Source organism: Paenibacillus sp. JT22N12 (genome assembly GCF_056269365.1).
This window is the reverse complement of record NZ_JBWDNU010000023.1, coordinates 36,932-50,958: the sequence shown is the minus strand read 5'-3', so window position 1 is coordinate 50,958 and position 14,027 is coordinate 36,932. Positions and strand designations below refer to the sequence as shown.

Annotated in this window: 15 protein-coding genes and 1 pseudogene; 2 read left to right on the top strand and 14 right to left on the bottom strand. The window is 46.6% G+C overall.

From position 1 onward, the window contains the following. Positions 1–110: 110 nt before the first annotated feature. The 6 genes from AC0YOA_RS36720 to AC0YOA_RS36695 all read right to left on the bottom strand — a co-directional run bounded on the left by AC0YOA_RS36720 (position 111) and on the right by AC0YOA_RS36695 (position 6,517). Positions 111–614: a hypothetical protein gene (locus AC0YOA_RS36720; RefSeq protein ID WP_475790715.1), complete on the bottom strand. Its 504-nt coding sequence runs from the start codon at positions 612–614 to the stop codon at positions 111–113. 619 nt (positions 615–1,233) lie between these two features. Next, positions 1,234–3,783: an FtsX-like permease family protein gene (locus tag AC0YOA_RS36715; RefSeq protein WP_475790714.1), complete on the bottom strand. Its 2,550-nt coding sequence runs from the start codon at positions 3,781–3,783 to the stop codon at positions 1,234–1,236. Beyond that, positions 3,780–4,556: an ABC transporter ATP-binding protein gene (locus tag AC0YOA_RS36710; protein ID WP_475790713.1), complete on the bottom strand. Its 777-nt coding sequence runs from the start codon at positions 4,554–4,556 to the stop codon at positions 3,780–3,782. The genes AC0YOA_RS36715 and AC0YOA_RS36710 overlap by 4 nt, the downstream gene beginning before the upstream one ends. Positions 4,557–4,592: 36 nt before the next feature. Beyond that, on the bottom strand, positions 4,593–5,276 hold the full coding sequence (locus AC0YOA_RS36705; RefSeq protein ID WP_475790712.1) for a hypothetical protein: 684 nt from the start codon (positions 5,274–5,276) through the stop codon (positions 4,593–4,595). Next, entirely contained in the window at positions 5,269–6,081 is an 813-nt protein-coding gene (locus AC0YOA_RS36700) for an ATP-binding cassette domain-containing protein (RefSeq protein ID WP_475790720.1), read from the bottom strand. The genes AC0YOA_RS36705 and AC0YOA_RS36700 overlap by 8 nt, the downstream gene beginning before the upstream one ends. Positions 6,082–6,154: 73 nt before the next feature. Beyond that, positions 6,155–6,517 carry a GntR family transcriptional regulator gene (locus AC0YOA_RS36695; protein ID WP_475790711.1) on the bottom strand — a complete coding sequence of 121 codons (363 nt, stop codon included), beginning with the start codon at positions 6,515–6,517 and terminating at the stop codon, positions 6,155–6,157. A gap of 642 nt (positions 6,518–7,159) precedes the next feature. On the opposite strand from AC0YOA_RS36695, the pseudogene AC0YOA_RS36690 reads away from it, so the two are divergent. Both AC0YOA_RS36690 and AC0YOA_RS36685 read left to right on the top strand, forming a co-directional pair. Beyond that, positions 7,160–7,429 (top strand): annotated as a pseudogene (locus tag AC0YOA_RS36690) (helix-turn-helix transcriptional regulator); the annotation flags it as partial. 127 nt (positions 7,430–7,556) lie between these two features. Then, entirely contained in the window at positions 7,557–7,883 is a 327-nt protein-coding gene (locus AC0YOA_RS36685) for a TetR/AcrR family transcriptional regulator (RefSeq protein ID WP_475790710.1), read from the top strand. A gap of 457 nt (positions 7,884–8,340) precedes the next feature. Here the strand turns inward: AC0YOA_RS36685 and AC0YOA_RS36680 are convergent, their stop codons facing one another. From AC0YOA_RS36680 to AC0YOA_RS36645, 8 genes are all read right to left on the bottom strand, one after another. Next, complete coding sequence (locus AC0YOA_RS36680; protein WP_475790719.1) at positions 8,341–8,865, bottom strand: YfiT family bacillithiol transferase; 525 nt, start codon at positions 8,863–8,865, stop codon at positions 8,341–8,343. A gap of 131 nt (positions 8,866–8,996) precedes the next feature. Then, positions 8,997–9,314: a hypothetical protein gene (locus tag AC0YOA_RS36675; protein ID WP_475790709.1), complete on the bottom strand. Its 318-nt coding sequence runs from the start codon at positions 9,312–9,314 to the stop codon at positions 8,997–8,999. A gap of 130 nt (positions 9,315–9,444) precedes the next feature. Beyond that, entirely contained in the window at positions 9,445–9,957 is a 513-nt protein-coding gene (locus tag AC0YOA_RS36670; protein ID WP_475790708.1) for an NUDIX domain-containing protein, read from the bottom strand. A gap of 20 nt (positions 9,958–9,977) precedes the next feature. Then, positions 9,978–10,451: an HIT family protein gene (locus tag AC0YOA_RS36665; protein WP_475790707.1), complete on the bottom strand. Its 474-nt coding sequence runs from the start codon at positions 10,449–10,451 to the stop codon at positions 9,978–9,980. A 192-nt stretch (positions 10,452–10,643) separates the two neighbouring features. Continuing rightward, on the bottom strand, positions 10,644–11,243 hold the full coding sequence (locus AC0YOA_RS36660) for a TetR/AcrR family transcriptional regulator (protein ID WP_475790706.1): 600 nt from the start codon (positions 11,241–11,243) through the stop codon (positions 10,644–10,646). Positions 11,244–11,314: 71 nt separating this feature from the next. Beyond that, positions 11,315–12,346: an alpha/beta fold hydrolase gene (locus AC0YOA_RS36655; RefSeq protein ID WP_475772920.1), complete on the bottom strand. Its 1,032-nt coding sequence runs from the start codon at positions 12,344–12,346 to the stop codon at positions 11,315–11,317. A 370-nt stretch (positions 12,347–12,716) separates the two neighbouring features. After that, complete coding sequence (locus tag AC0YOA_RS36650; protein ID WP_475790705.1) at positions 12,717–13,139, bottom strand: hypothetical protein; 423 nt, start codon at positions 13,137–13,139, stop codon at positions 12,717–12,719. A 159-nt stretch (positions 13,140–13,298) separates the two neighbouring features. Continuing rightward, positions 13,299–13,916, bottom strand: coding sequence for a TetR family transcriptional regulator (locus AC0YOA_RS36645; protein WP_475773006.1), 618 nt, complete (start codon positions 13,914–13,916; stop codon positions 13,299–13,301). Positions 13,917–14,027: the final 111 nt, after the last annotated feature.

Genomic DNA, 14,027 nt, shown 5'->3' with positions numbered 1-14,027 from the left:
TCCCAAAATCTAAGGGACGGTTATTTGCCATTCCCTTTTACCAGTATAACATCCCTCGTTTGGCTCATTAATAATTAAATATTGACAACCTATTAGCTGGTATAGCGTAATCATCTAATTTCTATAACAAAAACGGATGATGTATCACCTTTTGAAAAATCTGCTGATATGCCGTATTTATAAATTCCTTTTTCTTTTGGAGCATCGAAAGAGCCATCTTGCAAAGGAATTTGTGTTGATATTCCATCAACATATTGCTGAATGATTAAGCTATTAGGTGCTGTTTTATATTCGAATGAAATTTTAATGTCTTCTTTAGGACTTACAGTAGTAGGAGTAACCCCTTGTAACATTGTTTCTACATCTGCATAATCTGCACATCCTAAATTGCCCCAACAATATGTACTTTGGATAACTGGAATTTGTGTTTGTCCCGAAGTAACATTGGGAAGAGGTGGAGATTTTTTTATAGTTTTAATGCCAATGCTTCTAGCGTATCCTCCAAATCTTGTATTCTCTACAATGTATCCTGCAAAAGGAGTGAAATAAAGGAACACTGCCAGTAAACCTAAAAATCCAGTAAAAGCAATTATTAATGTTCTTTTGCGACGCATCCCAAGCCTCCTTTGACCTACAAATCTCATATATAGACGGATAATTTCGAAATTAGTTACAACATCTCAATTGAAAACGTAATTAATCTATCCTGCCAGTTAGTTGAGCGAAAGCAACCGTGTGACCGGCTGCCTTCGCATATCGGTATTGAGTTAACGTACCCGTTTAGCTGAACAAATTGTAGTCGGTCGTCCCTGACTGCCTTCAATATGCGATGCGATTCCCTTCCTTACGTCGGGAATGAGATCAAGTTCTTGTCATTTGGTTTTGACAAGAACTTTATTTCATAAATGAAAAAAGACGCGATTTTCGCGCCTTTAATGGGATAAAGTTCTTGTCACGCGACAGGTAATAATAATATCATGAACGTCTATTTAGATTGTCCAGTTTTAGATTTTCTGGGTATTTGTATTGTATTGGGCACTAGTTCTTGTCACCCGACAACAGTGAATGACGAAGTTAATATACAACAAAATGCAGATTGCCGGAGTTTAGGCAGTCTGCATTTTGTCTTACACTACATCGCTATTACACTAGTTATTCAATCAGCATGACTTTTGCCTGGTTCTCTTTTTAGCTTTGTGTGTTTACTTGGGAAACGCGGTTGCTTTCCTTCGCCTAAGCCTTTCGCAGGCGTTGAATCGTCTGTCTCGCCGGAAGGATATTGGCTAGCAGGCCGAGCAGCACAGTTCCAGCCAGCAAGCTACTGTAGGTCCTAACGTCGATCGTCCAGTGCCATTCTCCGTCTTGTGCCAGACCTAGAATACCCAAGATTGCATGCATGATGATGCACCCAATCAGCACTCCAAGAATCGTTACGACGAGCGATTCCCACCTCAGCATGCGACGGATTTGTCCAAACGTCGCGCCGGCTAAGCGCAGATCGGCAAACTCGCTTGCCCGAGAGCTCGTCGCAATCGCAAATGTGTTGAATATTGAGATCGCCATGAAGAGAATTGAAATGCTTACCAAAAGATCGAACGCGGCTTGTTGGTTGCTGACTGCGTGCGCGGCGTCCTCCTGGCTAAGGACACCTACCATCGGCCACTGTTGACGCAGTCCAACGAGATCGTCTGAGGTAAGAGCGCCGACCGATCCGAGGGCACTCTGCACGTACATGGCACCTGCCATGCCGTTCCGGCCATGTGCTTCGGCCAACTTCCCCGGTAGCAGCAAATCGCCGAGACCGCGGGATAGCCCGTACACAGCGGCGATACGAAGTTCCACCTGTGTGCCGTCCGACAACCACATCTCGATTTTATCGCCTATTCCCCATTGCTGCGACTGTGCCAATTCTGCGCTTACGGCGACTGCATCGTCGGCTATTACGTTCAACTCGCCCGACTGTACACCGAGTTCTAACGTAGGGCTCGACCCGCCTTCGGAAGTTATGCCTTGCGCTTGATATTTCTTAAGTTTTCCTCCTGCTTCCTGGATCATGACGGACACAGGAATTGTTGCCGTGACGGCAACTACACCGGGCAAGGCACGAATATCAGACATCATGGAGATCGGTAATCCAGGCGTTCCCTGGGCGACGATTTCATAATCAGCCCCCAAGCGGGCCTGCCGTTGGTCAGTTGAAATGTCATCGAATAGTTTGCTTGACAGAAGCATCGTCCCATTCATCGCGACCAAAAGCGCCAGCGGTAGCGCGATGCCAGCTATGCGGTCCGCGCGTATGCTTGTGTTGGAAGCGGCGAGATCGCCAGTCACACCTCCGGCCTTTCGAATCAGCAAGCCGATCAAGCCGCCTATCGTTTTCACCAGCAGAGGTCCCAGCAGTGTCGCAGCGATCAAGAACAGCATGCAGGCGATGAATGCCATGCCAATCCCAGTCCCGTCTCCTCCGCCAAGCGGTCCAAAGAGGAGAACCGCCAGCCCGCCCGCAACAAAGATGAGACCCAACGCCAGCTTGATCGGGCTGAACGCATGCTTGTAGTCAACCGTCTCCCGCAGTGCTTGTGTGGGCATGATCTGGGCGCTTCTTCGCGCCGCGAGCCAGGCCGCTGTCTGCGTGAGGAGCAGACCCGCCACCACGGCGGCAATGAAGGGCAGCAGACTGAAGCGAACCTCAAACTGCGCGGGAATAACTCCAAGTCCAAGGAGGCGCTCCTTCAAGAATAGGCTAAGCCACCATCCGACTGGGCTCCCGACGACAGAGGCCATTACCGCCACAATCAATGTCTCCAAACCTAACATCTTACGCAGCTGACTCGGTGTGGCGCCAATCGTCCGTAGAAGTGCCAACTCACGGAGTCGTTGTCTTACGGAGAAAGCGACAGTCCCTGCGATGACGAATATGGCGGCGAACACCGTAACGGCTCCCGTTATACCAAGCAACGAGACCGCACCTACATAGCTGGGCTGCCCCATCGGAGATTCAGCCTTGCTGCGGGCTCCCCCCATGTAGACCAACGCTCCGCCCGCATTATTTTGCAATGTTTCTGCAAGAGCAGAACGGTCTGCACCAGGTTCCGCCAACACACCAATCGCTGATGGCGTTGCGCTGGCAAGTCTCGCGACATCTTCAGTGGAGAAGAAGAGATTTCCTAGAGCCGGTTGTTCGGCTGGTTTCTGCGGCGCCGCGATTCCGGATAGATGGAAAAACTCCACTCCTTGGCTCGTCGCGATTCGAATTTCCTCGTTCAATGCCGCTCCGGCCTTGTCGGCCAAGTCCTCATCCAGTACAACTTCGCCATGGGAAGGCGCGTGGCCCTCTAGCAAGACATATGGCGTCAAGATTGCCGAACTCCACCCGTGCCCCAAGGTTGTCGGGCCATTCCTCCCATGCACCGGTTTGCCTGTTAGGTCGATCGGTTGTGCGTAGAAGGACCAATCCGGAATGACTTCCTTCACACCCGAAATCTTGCCGATATGCTCTGCCAGATTGGCGGGCAGCGCTGGCGCGCCTTCCTTCAACCTCTTGCTTTTCGTCTTCAGTTTGTGCTTGTCACCTTTTTCTAATTGAATCGTCACATTCCGGTCTGCCGTGATCACCGCATCCGCGCCCGCGAAACGGTTCGCGTCTGAATGACCCCGAAGCGCCGACTCCATCAGCAGCCCGCTCGACGCGATGATCGCGATTGCGAGCGTGGCCGCAACGAAAGTACCGACGAAGATTCCTTTGCGCGCGCGGAGCGCCGCCCATGCCAAACTCACCGTCATCTCGCATTCAACTCCATCATTTGATCGGCGATCTGTCGGGCAGAAGGTGAGACGAGCATGTCTGCCAGTTTTCCATCAGCTAAGAAAACGACCCGGTCCGCCCAAGCTGCAGCCGCGGCGTCGTGCGTGACCATGATTACCGTCCTCCCATACTGATCGACAACATCGCGCATCAATTGCAGGATCTCGATCCCGGTTTTCAGATCCAGCGCCCCGGTCGGTTCATCCCCAAACAAGACGTCCGGTCGTCCTGCCAATGCCCTGGCTATAGCGACCCGTTGTTGCTGGCCACCGGATAGCTGTCCTGGCAAGGCCTGTTCCTTGCCCTTCAATCCGACTTGTTCCAAAACTTCGCTTGCCCATTTCTTGTCTGGTCGAACGCCGGCCAGCCGTTGCGGCAGCAGTATGTTCTGCCACACTGAGAGCGATTGAATCAAATTGAAGGATTGAAAGACGAAGCCCACTTGCCGACGCCGCATTTCAGTTAACTGGGGTTCTCGCAACCCGCTCACTTCCGTTTCGCCGATCGTCACGCTCCCCGAGGTCGGCTTATCCAGCCCGGCGGCGCAGTGCAGAAGTGTCGATTTCCCCGAACCGGACGGCCCCATCACAGCCGTGAACGTTCCTTTCGCGAAACTTAAGGTCACCCCTTGAAGGGCTTGAACACCTGCCCTGCCCGGATATGTCTTCGATACAGCATCCAAATGAACGGCTGGCCGATCTCCACGCACCGCCGTAGGTCTTGCCATTTCCGCTTGATTCTTCATTTCCATTCCTCTCTTCCTCATTTTAAAACCGCTCGCGGTCATTTAATAAGTGCGTTTATATGTGAGTCCCCATCCGCCTGCAATCAGTACGATAGAAATCGCTGCGTTCAAGCCGAATCCCTGCCAGACAGAATCGTTCATTAGCAGAATTGATAGTCCGTTCGCGACATAGCCGCGCATCGATTCGGTGGACAGACTAACCGGGATTGCGGTGATCAGGACGCCCCAGGCAATCCAACCCGAGTAATGACGCATGCCGGAGAACAGAAAATGGAGCAGCGAAGCTAGCATCATATATGCGCCGAATTGATAGAGGAAACTCCCCCAGTAGCTGAAGCGATTCCAATGAAAGACTTCCAGAATGTTATACATAGCATAATAATTCCGAAGCACGTGAATCTCCAATTGTAGCCATGCCACATTGAGTATTGATAATACCAAGGCGAGCGCCACGTAGAAAGCCAATAGTCCTCTATAGTATTCGACTCTAGTTGATCCGAGATTTAAAATTTTGCGAAAAATGGTCGTAGGAAGAACTGAAGCGGCGAACAATAGAAAAGCGATGACGATGTTGCCTGCCGATGCAGTCGTGCTCGTGCCCGTTCCGGCCGTAATTCCAACGATCACGTTCACTAGTATTGATAGGATGCACACGCCAATGATTGCATACCCATAGATTCGCAAACTAATCAAACTGGCTCTTGTCTGAGCCCAATATTTATTCATCCTGATCGCCCCCCATCACCAAATAGGCGAATAATTTTTGAAGCGAAAGTTCGTCGAAAACAACGCCCTGCCGGATGCCTTCCTTTTTCTCTTTCTCGTCGATCGTATCGAAGACAGCTACTAATGCTCCGTTTCCGTACTTCTCTTTGTAGATCACCCTCTTGCCGTTCGTCAATTGTTCGAGCGCTTCTAAGTTCCCCCGAAGCAAGTACGACCGGCTGCGAATCGAATCGATTTCTTCGTTCAGCAGGATGATTCCGGCATCCAAAATGTAGATTCTCTCGACGACACTGGCGATTTCGTCAATGAGATGCGTAGATAGGAAGATTGTCCGTGGTTGTTCGGTGAAATCTTCCAGTAGGATGCGATAGAACTTCTCTCGCATCAGCACGTCCAGTCCGAGCACGGGTTCATCGTACACGGTGAGGGACGCGCGGCTGGCCAAGCCAATGATGTTACCGACTAGCGATTCCATGCCTTTCGATAGTTGACGCATCTTCTTATCCGCGTCTAGACGGAACACCTTGATTAGCTCTCTGGTGAAATCCCAGTCCCAATTTTCGTAATAAGCGGAAGCGATCTCGAGCGTCTCCATCACACGCGCGCCTCCGAAGTAAGCCTTCTTTTCCTTTACGTAACAAATCTGCTTAGGCTTCTCCCCTGGTTTTATACTTCGGCCCTCCACTTCAACCGTGCCGGCATCAGGACGAATGCCTCCGCCGATCATATTGAGCAGTGTCGTTTTGCCGGCACCGTTGCGGCCGAGTAGACCGTAAATGACGTTCTCATCCAGCCGAAGATCTATGCCGCGTACGGCCTTCGTTCTGCCATAGCCCTTCGCTAATCCAACACATTCCAGTATGGTAGTCAAAGCAAGTTCATCCCTTTCGCTCTTGCCGAATCATGGCAATAAGTTCGTCCGTGGTCATACCGAGTTTCTCTGACTCGTCCAGCAGTCTAAGCAGAAAGTCTTCGCGGAAACGTGAGATTCGCTTGCGAATGATCTTCTCTTTCGCTCCTTTAGCCACGAACATGCCGAGCCCTCTCTTCTTGTACAGAATCAATTCGTTGACGAGTAAATTAATTCCCTTAACGACCGTTGCAGGATTCACTTCGAACGTCCGCACGATCTGACTGACCGAGATCACCTGATCTTCTTCTTGGTACAAGCCCGTAATAATATCGTTCTCGATCATCTCGGCAACTTGTTGAAAGATGGGTTGCCCGCTGTCGAAATTCATATCCACCTCATCACCTTCCGATGCTATCTCTTTCTCGGAGTATTATAGTATGTCATTCATGTAACATACTATAATACCAACATAGCAAAATTGTCAATTGTTTCTTCTTGGTGTTCTGATTTTCTTTTTATACCTCGATCCTGTATGGCTCCGTTAACTGTTGGAATTGGGTTCTTGTCGCTTGACATGATTTGTCGAATTTAAGAATATGTACCCGTTAACAACACAGCGAGGCTGCCGATCAATTTGTCCGATACACTCGTCATGATTAAGCTTTAACAGCATTAGGTAAGCAACAGCTTTTCCCTGCTCTACACGAAGCGTACCAGTTTCCAAAGCACTCCGCGCACCATCTAACCAACCAAGTTCATGTCATTGCAAGTTGACAAGAACTTGCTTACATTACAAAAAAGTTTGCAATTTATACGGACTTCAATATTATTATGTTCTTGACACCTAGCAGTTATTTACATTATAAGTTGGTCCTTCTAATGAAAAAAGGCTGCCTTATTCTCGGCAGCCTAACGTTTCTTTTGTGAGTTCTTACTGAACCTCCACAAATGTCTGCTGAAATTCCAGCAGACATTTGTGCTATAAAATGAATTCTTGGAACACTGGCGACCGCAACATGCCGTTGCGAGCGACAATCTCACCGATGTCAAACCATACCCTGAGAAAAAAAGAATAAGCAAAAAGAAAATTGTAGAACAACTAGGCAAGCACGAAGAAACCATCAACCTAGTCCTCGAACTTGGTCCCAAGGCGATTGCCCCGTTCAAAAAGTACCATCCATTAAAAATTACAATTTCATACACGAATCCTTATCAAGCCACGGCCATATTAAAAACTTTCATCAATGTTCATCATCCGGATGAATTGGCCGAAATAACAAATTGGCTACTTTTCTTAGGTTGAGATATCAAGGTCAGGGAAATACCAAAAGAGGTTGTAGAAGGATTACAGAAGAGAGTGGATGTTTTAGGGAACGAGTAATTGACCGTAACTACCGCCTGTAACGGATTTGACCCGTGTCACCGGTATGCAAAAGGGCGGAATTAATAATCATTTTGAGAATAAGGATCACCTTGCCCTAGAAGCGTTTGAACATGCTGCATCGGTATTGAGGGCTTGTTACGTGAATGCGATGGCTAACAAAAAGACGGCTTTTGAAAAGCTGGCTGCCTTCATTTCGGTTTATCAAAATGCTTATGACAACCCCCCGATTGCAGGCGGCTGTCCCGTTCTAAACACAGCCATCGAAAGTGATGACGCCCATCCGGCATTAAAGGAAAAGGCGCAAATGGCGATGGGCGATTTTTTGGAATTAATCCGTTCTCTTCTTCGGTTGGGTATCGAGCAAGGCTAGATTAAAGAAGAGTTAGAGGTGCAAGAATTAGCCATCTATATTACCTCAGTTATTGAGGGCTGAGTCATGCTGAGTAGACTTTACGAAGACAATGCACATGTCCGTTCAAACATAAATCGGTTGCTTTGAGAGATTGAAAGGTACCGAACGGGAAATTGAATCACCGCAGGACCTTATTCAAGTTGTATTATTTTTGTATTAAGATTACGAACACCTTAGTAGAGAAAGACAAATCACTCCCGCCTGCCTTCTAATTGCTAATGTCCGGATTATAACATTTCCGCATAACTGCCCGTTAACGTAGTGAAGCTGCCGTTCTTGCCGGCAGCTTCATCAACTATTTATTGAGCTATCGTACCCGTTAGTTGAACAAGTTCTCGCTATGTCCCCACCTTGACCCAAAAGCCGGTCAGTAACAGTTTCTTGATTCAGCAGCTGATTCACTCTTTGATCCAGCCTACCAGCCCATCCTTGTTCTCAGATTGGAGATGTGGGCTGTATGATGACGTCCGTGCCAGGCATAGATCCCAAGGTTTACATCTAATCGGATGATACCAGAGTCAGGATGAGTAAAGGTACGCTCCCACTGTGTGTCCAGCAATGACAACAGTAATAATCCCCAGCGCGCATGGAGCTGATCCAGCAGCCCTAAAGATAAAGAAATATCCGCTAAGCGGCTATCGTCAAGCTCTGCCCAACGTGCTTCATCATAAGGTTTAATAGTCGGCCCAACTTCAGTCAACGCAAGCTTGAAACGAATCAGACTATTCAAATGACTGTCAGCCAAATGATGCACTACTTGTCGAACGGTCCAGCCCTGCGGCCGATATGGTGTATCCAGTTGCTTCTCATCAAGCCCCTCGATCGCTTGACGGATCTGCAAGGGCAACACTTCGATTTCTTCGATCCAGCGAAGACGCTGCTCCTTGGAAACCACACCGCTCCATTCAAATTTACCAATCGGAAATTTCAAGGCTTTCATTTTCAGTTCTGTCAATTCTAATCTCCCCTTATCATTAATACGAGTGTTAATTTACAAACCACTCTACGGTTCATTTAGATAAAGACAAAAAAGGCAGGCCTACGTTAATCACACTACCTCTGTACTATCTGTTACAATACGCGGCTGCTGGCAACCGCGTATTGGTTTTTTATTATGCTATCGTACCCGTTAGTTGAGCGGTTGGACGGGAACCACGATTCATTTAGAACTTTATCTTCATCGTTTCTCAATCCATATAAAGCAATAATAAGACCAAGTAAAAATAAAATGACACCAAGCCATAAAGAAGTTGCACCGACCATTTGATAGCCAAACTCACTATTTTTAATTGCCCCGTATCCTGAGTAAATACTAGCGGTTATCATACGTATCCCATAGAGTATAGTTGCGCAAAGACAAAGTGCTGAACCTAAAATTACTTTCTTCATAAGCTGCCCCCTAATAAAATTTTTCAATACATTGTCCTTCAACTCTCCTGCCAGTTAGTTGAGAAAGGCATCCGACCACTTAGGGCGGATGCTTTGAGCAATTACTTATTAAACTATCGTACCCGATAGCTTAATGCGAAACCTTATTTTTTTCCCAGTCTTCTAGTAAAGCCCAAGTAATTTCAGGCTCACTCCCGACTGACTTCATAGTTCCCACAAAAATCTCTGATGAATTTTTGTTCTCGGAAAAATGTTTAAAAATGTATTTCGTGGTTGCTGTCACATTCAATTCGTCAGCCAATTTTACATCAATCCACGACAGTTTACCTTCTTCACTTTCGCTCACAGTCATGTGCTTTACATTTGAAAAGTATACATATTGGATTCTTATCTCCGTTTCCTTAATACGTAAAATTATGTATTTAAGCATCAATCCTGTCAGGTCAGCACTTGTCAGTCCCGTCTCTTCTTCAACTTCCCTCAAACACGCTTCTTTTGGGGTATTCATTTCATGTTGCTCTAAGTGCCCCCCAATTGGTACAACCATCCCCGAAACAAAACTATTATTTTTTGGCTTTTCCATTAATAACACTTTTTCTTCATGAAAGAGAAAAGCGACCGACATTTGCCTTAGGGTAATCATGAATTCTCCTCCAAATCCGACTAAACGTTTTCCCTGATCCAAGAACGTAACTTTTCAGCGTATAAAGGACGTTCATCTGGATCAGTCTGATAACCCTTCGTTAGATAAAGTTGATCGTTTTCATACCTTGGATAAACATGAAGATGGTAATGCCAAACGTCTTGATTGCCAGCAGGCTCATTATGTTGCCGCGTGGAAATCCCATCACAACCATATGTACTTTTCATGGAAAATGCTGTTAGTTGAGCTGCGCGGTGTATTTCAGCGGCATACTCCACAGGGAGTTCGTATATGTTCTCAAAGTGTTTATTGGGAACAACAAGAACATGTCCCTTATTATTTTCCCACCATTTGCTCGCGATAAATGTTGTTACATATTCATTCTGGTAGATGATATCTCTTTGTTTTGTTCCCTTGTTTGGTCGCTCGATTCCCGAAACAACACGACAAAATGGACATTCGTACCCTTCAGGCTTATGTGAATAAGCTTTCAATTTCCATTCAATCCCTTCATATTTTTTCGCCAGATTATTAGACGTGAATAACCTTAGGTTCGTTGCGTTAAACTGCCAGTTAGCGTAAAGAAAAAGGAGCAGCTGCGGCTGGAAAACTGCTCCAATATGCGCTGAACTAACGTACCCGTTAGCGTAATCATGGAGGGGCTGTAGGTCTCTGACATCCCATTGTTATTCGGTCAACACGCGCATCAAAGCTTTCGCCGGGGGTAGTCCAAACTCTTCATCCCCTCGAGCCAGAAGAACCAAACTATTGATGATCATTAGATACCAGGAAAGCAGTTCCCGGGGATTCCCTGCCGAAAACTCACCAGCTTCCTGCCCTTTCACGAAAATCGGCAGAAGCTGCTCGATTAAAGCATTTCCGGAATGTAGCTTCAAAATCTGCGAAGCCTTCTCCGGAATATTCTCTGTCTGACGCGCCTGCTGAATGAACATAAAGGCGTATTTGTTGTTCTCGTCCAGCATGTCTCGGGTCAATGCGCTAACCTGTTCGTAAGGTGTGCCTGGCAACAGATGAATGGATTGAATCGCTTCGCTCGCTTCATCCATCAATTCCATCACGAGTTCGGTGAACAATTCGTCCTTGGAAGAGAAATAGCGATAGATCAATCCTTCGCTAATCCCGGCTTCTGCAGCGATCAAGCTCGTTTTGGTGCCACTGAAGCTGTGACGGGCGAATAGCTTAAGCGCCGATTGCTTGATCTGCTCCCGGCGGTCATCGCGAATTTTTTCCAGCTGTCGCTTGTTTAAAGGTGACAAAGGTCTCATACTCCGTTCTTTTAGAGAATTTTGCTTTTTAATTATAGCTCAAAGTTCAAGATTGCACCTGACGGCAGATCCTATGATGTGACTGCCATCGGACGCACCCGCTTGTTCAATTCATTGAGAAATTGTTCCGGACGAGAGAAGCATGCGAGGTGGCCAGCATTTCGAATGAGCGCAAATTCTTTATGAGGAGCTTCGATTTCTTCGAAAAACGCTTTTGCCGCAGCAACCGGGGTGATGATATCGGAGTCCCCTTGAAAAATAAAGAAAGGCAATTCAAACCTTTTCCCGAGCTTGCCGTGATCGAAGGTAACCATCTCCCGGAACAAGTGCTCAAGCGAGAAACTCATCCCTTTGAAAACATCAATAATATCCCGGAAATTGTGATCCGGAGAGGCGAGTAGAGCTGGCAGGACAAGGTCCATAACAAAGTTTGGAACATTCTGCGGGACCTTTACAATAAAACGATTTCGTTTATCAAAATCTGGAAGTGCCCAACGGGAAGGATCTGACCCCATCCGTTCCAACAAGTGGACGCCTTTTTCCATTCCCGCGGCACGCATGGCCTCCAAGGCAAGGTTTTGTGCAAGGTGTTTAGGGTCTGGTGCATTCTGATCCGTTCCAACATAAGCATGAAACAAGTCGGGGCAGCGTGCCGCCATTAGGATAGCCGGCAGGCTCCCGGCGGAACTTCCGATGAGAACCACTTTGTCCTGACCGAGCTCTCGACACACATGCTCTGCAACTTCGATCCCGTCTTCAGCGATCCGTTCGAAAGAAATCGTTCCGCAGCCGTTTTTTCCGTTGCGGCGGAGCGTCTTGCCTGCGCCTCGCTGATCCCAATGAACAATTGTATAGTATTTCTCCCAAGGGCGCAGAATGGGGTGAAAAATTGAGTACGTCGATCCGGGCCCTCCGTGAACGAACAGTAGAACGGGATTGTCACGCGTTTCACCGCGAATCGTCACCCATTGATCGATGCCCCCGATTTTCATATAATAACCTTCGGCGATGCCGTTCGGCGATTGCATACGGAGGATGCGGGCATTCTTGCGTTGGTTTCTTTTTCTCATCAGCAAATCAGGCAGAATATTAGTCTTGGCCATGATGGACACCCCTTATTTTATGAGTGAGTTATTTACTCATCCAAAAATAACATCTTTTTTAGAACCTGTCAAACGATATTACTATTACGGTAATCTGCCCGTTAGTTGAGTGAAGGACTGTCACGTGGTAACCCCTTCAGTGTTCAACTATCGTACCCGTTAGTTTAATCCCATGAGTATTTGTTTTGCATAAGAATCCCAGTCTGCTTCGTCTGTGTTTATCTCTAAGGTGGGAATTAACGATTGTTTCGCACACTTGCGAAGTATTTCCTGATCCTCGAAGAACTTCTGACATGCCTCCATTACCGTGAGGTGGTTTTCCATCACATATGATTTCCAAGCTTCGCCACGACTTTCAATAAATCTGGGCTCAACAGCGCTCAACAGCATCTTGGGACAAGGTTAAGAGTACACAATGTGCATTCAACCTTGATAGACGTTTTTCCAGCTTCTCAATTTCTGCAGAATTTATAAATGCCGCTCGATGATTTACATGGAACCTCTCTAAAAGATAAAATACACCATTTGATGGTTTTGTATGACCAAGTGAATCAATCCAATTATATTGTTGCTCAAGGTAATCAACATGACGAGTTAAAAGCTGAATATGCTCATCCTTGTCCATCAATCTTAAGACGCCTTGGTATGAATGCAAAACTTGTGAATAGTGTTCACTTATTGCAATTATCGTTTTTTCACAATTGTGTGTTTGACTATGTAATTTCTTTATTGCAGAAAATACTGATGACTTTCCTGCGGTAGACAATCCTTCAATAATTACTCCCTGAATCATATTTCACCTCTTCAGCTTGTTTCCGTATACTGCCCGTTACTTCAATGGACAACGGCAGCAGATCGTGTTGCCGGCTACCGTTGCGTTGCCATTTAACTATATTCCCAGTTAGTTGAAAGGGTTATATGAATGCATTCTTAATCATTTCTGGCGAAAGATTTAAGCATCGGAGTCTGGCTTCGAAGTCCGAAAGATATGCCGAAGGGAATGTTCAAATAATTGCTTCGGCATATCATCCTGAATAATGTGATGATAAATGGCCATGCCGCTTTCGAGTGACACGAGCATCCAAACAATCTTCTCTGCGCTTAAGTTTCCTTTGGTCCCATCTTCAAGCACGGGCTTCAAATCCTCCGTTAATTTCCGCACCGTTCGCATCACGATATTGGCGAAAGCTTGTCTTGTCGATTCATCCCTCATCGCATACAGAACAAACTCCATTTTCAAAAGATCCCAAGTACGGTGTTCATTCCAGTCGGACTCGAAATTTTTTGTCATGAAGGCAATGAACTGATCAAGCGTAAATTGCTCCCCTAATACCGTTACAACACTCTCAACCTCTATTTGCAGCTGCTCTTCGAAAAGAGACATGAACAAGGCTTCCTTAGACTCGAAATGCGTATAGAATGCACCCTTTGTATATCCTGCCTCTTCGACAATCTTATCAATAGATGCCCCATGAAAGCCCATACGCGCAAATACGCCAGTCCCTGCTTCGATGAGATGACGCTTTGTTTCCTGTTTCCGTTCTTCTCGCGTTAAACGTACTCTACTCATGGTTACCTCCAAAGGAAATAAAATCGTATATTCCCATCGCAAAGTTATATTTGACAATAATACCACACGGAATTAAAATACCAAATAGTATATGGATACTAATTGAGATAT

Excerpts from the sequence above, each read along its gene's own strand:
- AC0YOA_RS36720 (WP_475790715.1), bottom strand. The coding sequence starts at position 614 with ATGCGTCGCAAAAGAACATTAATAATTGCTTTTACTGGATTTTTAGGT.
- AC0YOA_RS36705 (WP_475790712.1), bottom strand. The coding sequence starts at position 5,276 with ATGAATAAATATTGGGCTCAGACAAGAGCCAGTTTGATTAGTTTGCGA.
- AC0YOA_RS36710 (WP_475790713.1), bottom strand. The coding sequence starts at position 4,556 with ATGGAAATGAAGAATCAAGCGGAAATGGCAAGACCTACGGCGGTGCGT.
- AC0YOA_RS36670 (WP_475790708.1), bottom strand. The coding sequence starts at position 9,957 with ATGATTACCCTAAGGCAAATGTCGGTCGCTTTTCTCTTTCATGAAGAA.
- AC0YOA_RS36660 (WP_475790706.1), bottom strand. The coding sequence starts at position 11,243 with ATGAGACCTTTGTCACCTTTAAACAAGCGACAGCTGGAAAAAATTCGC.
- AC0YOA_RS36650 (WP_475790705.1), bottom strand. The coding sequence starts at position 13,139 with ATGATTCAGGGAGTAATTATTGAAGGATTGTCTACCGCAGGAAAGTCA.
- AC0YOA_RS36715 (WP_475790714.1), bottom strand. The coding sequence starts at position 3,783 with ATGACGGTGAGTTTGGCATGGGCGGCGCTCCGCGCGCGCAAAGGAATC.
- AC0YOA_RS36645 (WP_475773006.1), bottom strand. The coding sequence starts at position 13,916 with ATGAGTAGAGTACGTTTAACGCGAGAAGAACGGAAACAGGAAACAAAG.
- AC0YOA_RS36675 (WP_475790709.1), bottom strand. The coding sequence starts at position 9,314 with ATGAAGAAAGTAATTTTAGGTTCAGCACTTTGTCTTTGCGCAACTATA.
- AC0YOA_RS36695 (WP_475790711.1), bottom strand. The coding sequence starts at position 6,517 with ATGAATTTCGACAGCGGGCAACCCATCTTTCAACAAGTTGCCGAGATG.
- AC0YOA_RS36680 (WP_475790719.1), bottom strand. The coding sequence starts at position 8,865 with ATGAAAGCCTTGAAATTTCCGATTGGTAAATTTGAATGGAGCGGTGTG.
- AC0YOA_RS36655 (WP_475772920.1), bottom strand. The coding sequence starts at position 12,346 with ATGGCCAAGACTAATATTCTGCCTGATTTGCTGATGAGAAAAAGAAAC.
- AC0YOA_RS36685 (WP_475790710.1), top strand. The coding sequence starts at position 7,557 with ATGCAAAAGGGCGGAATTAATAATCATTTTGAGAATAAGGATCACCTT.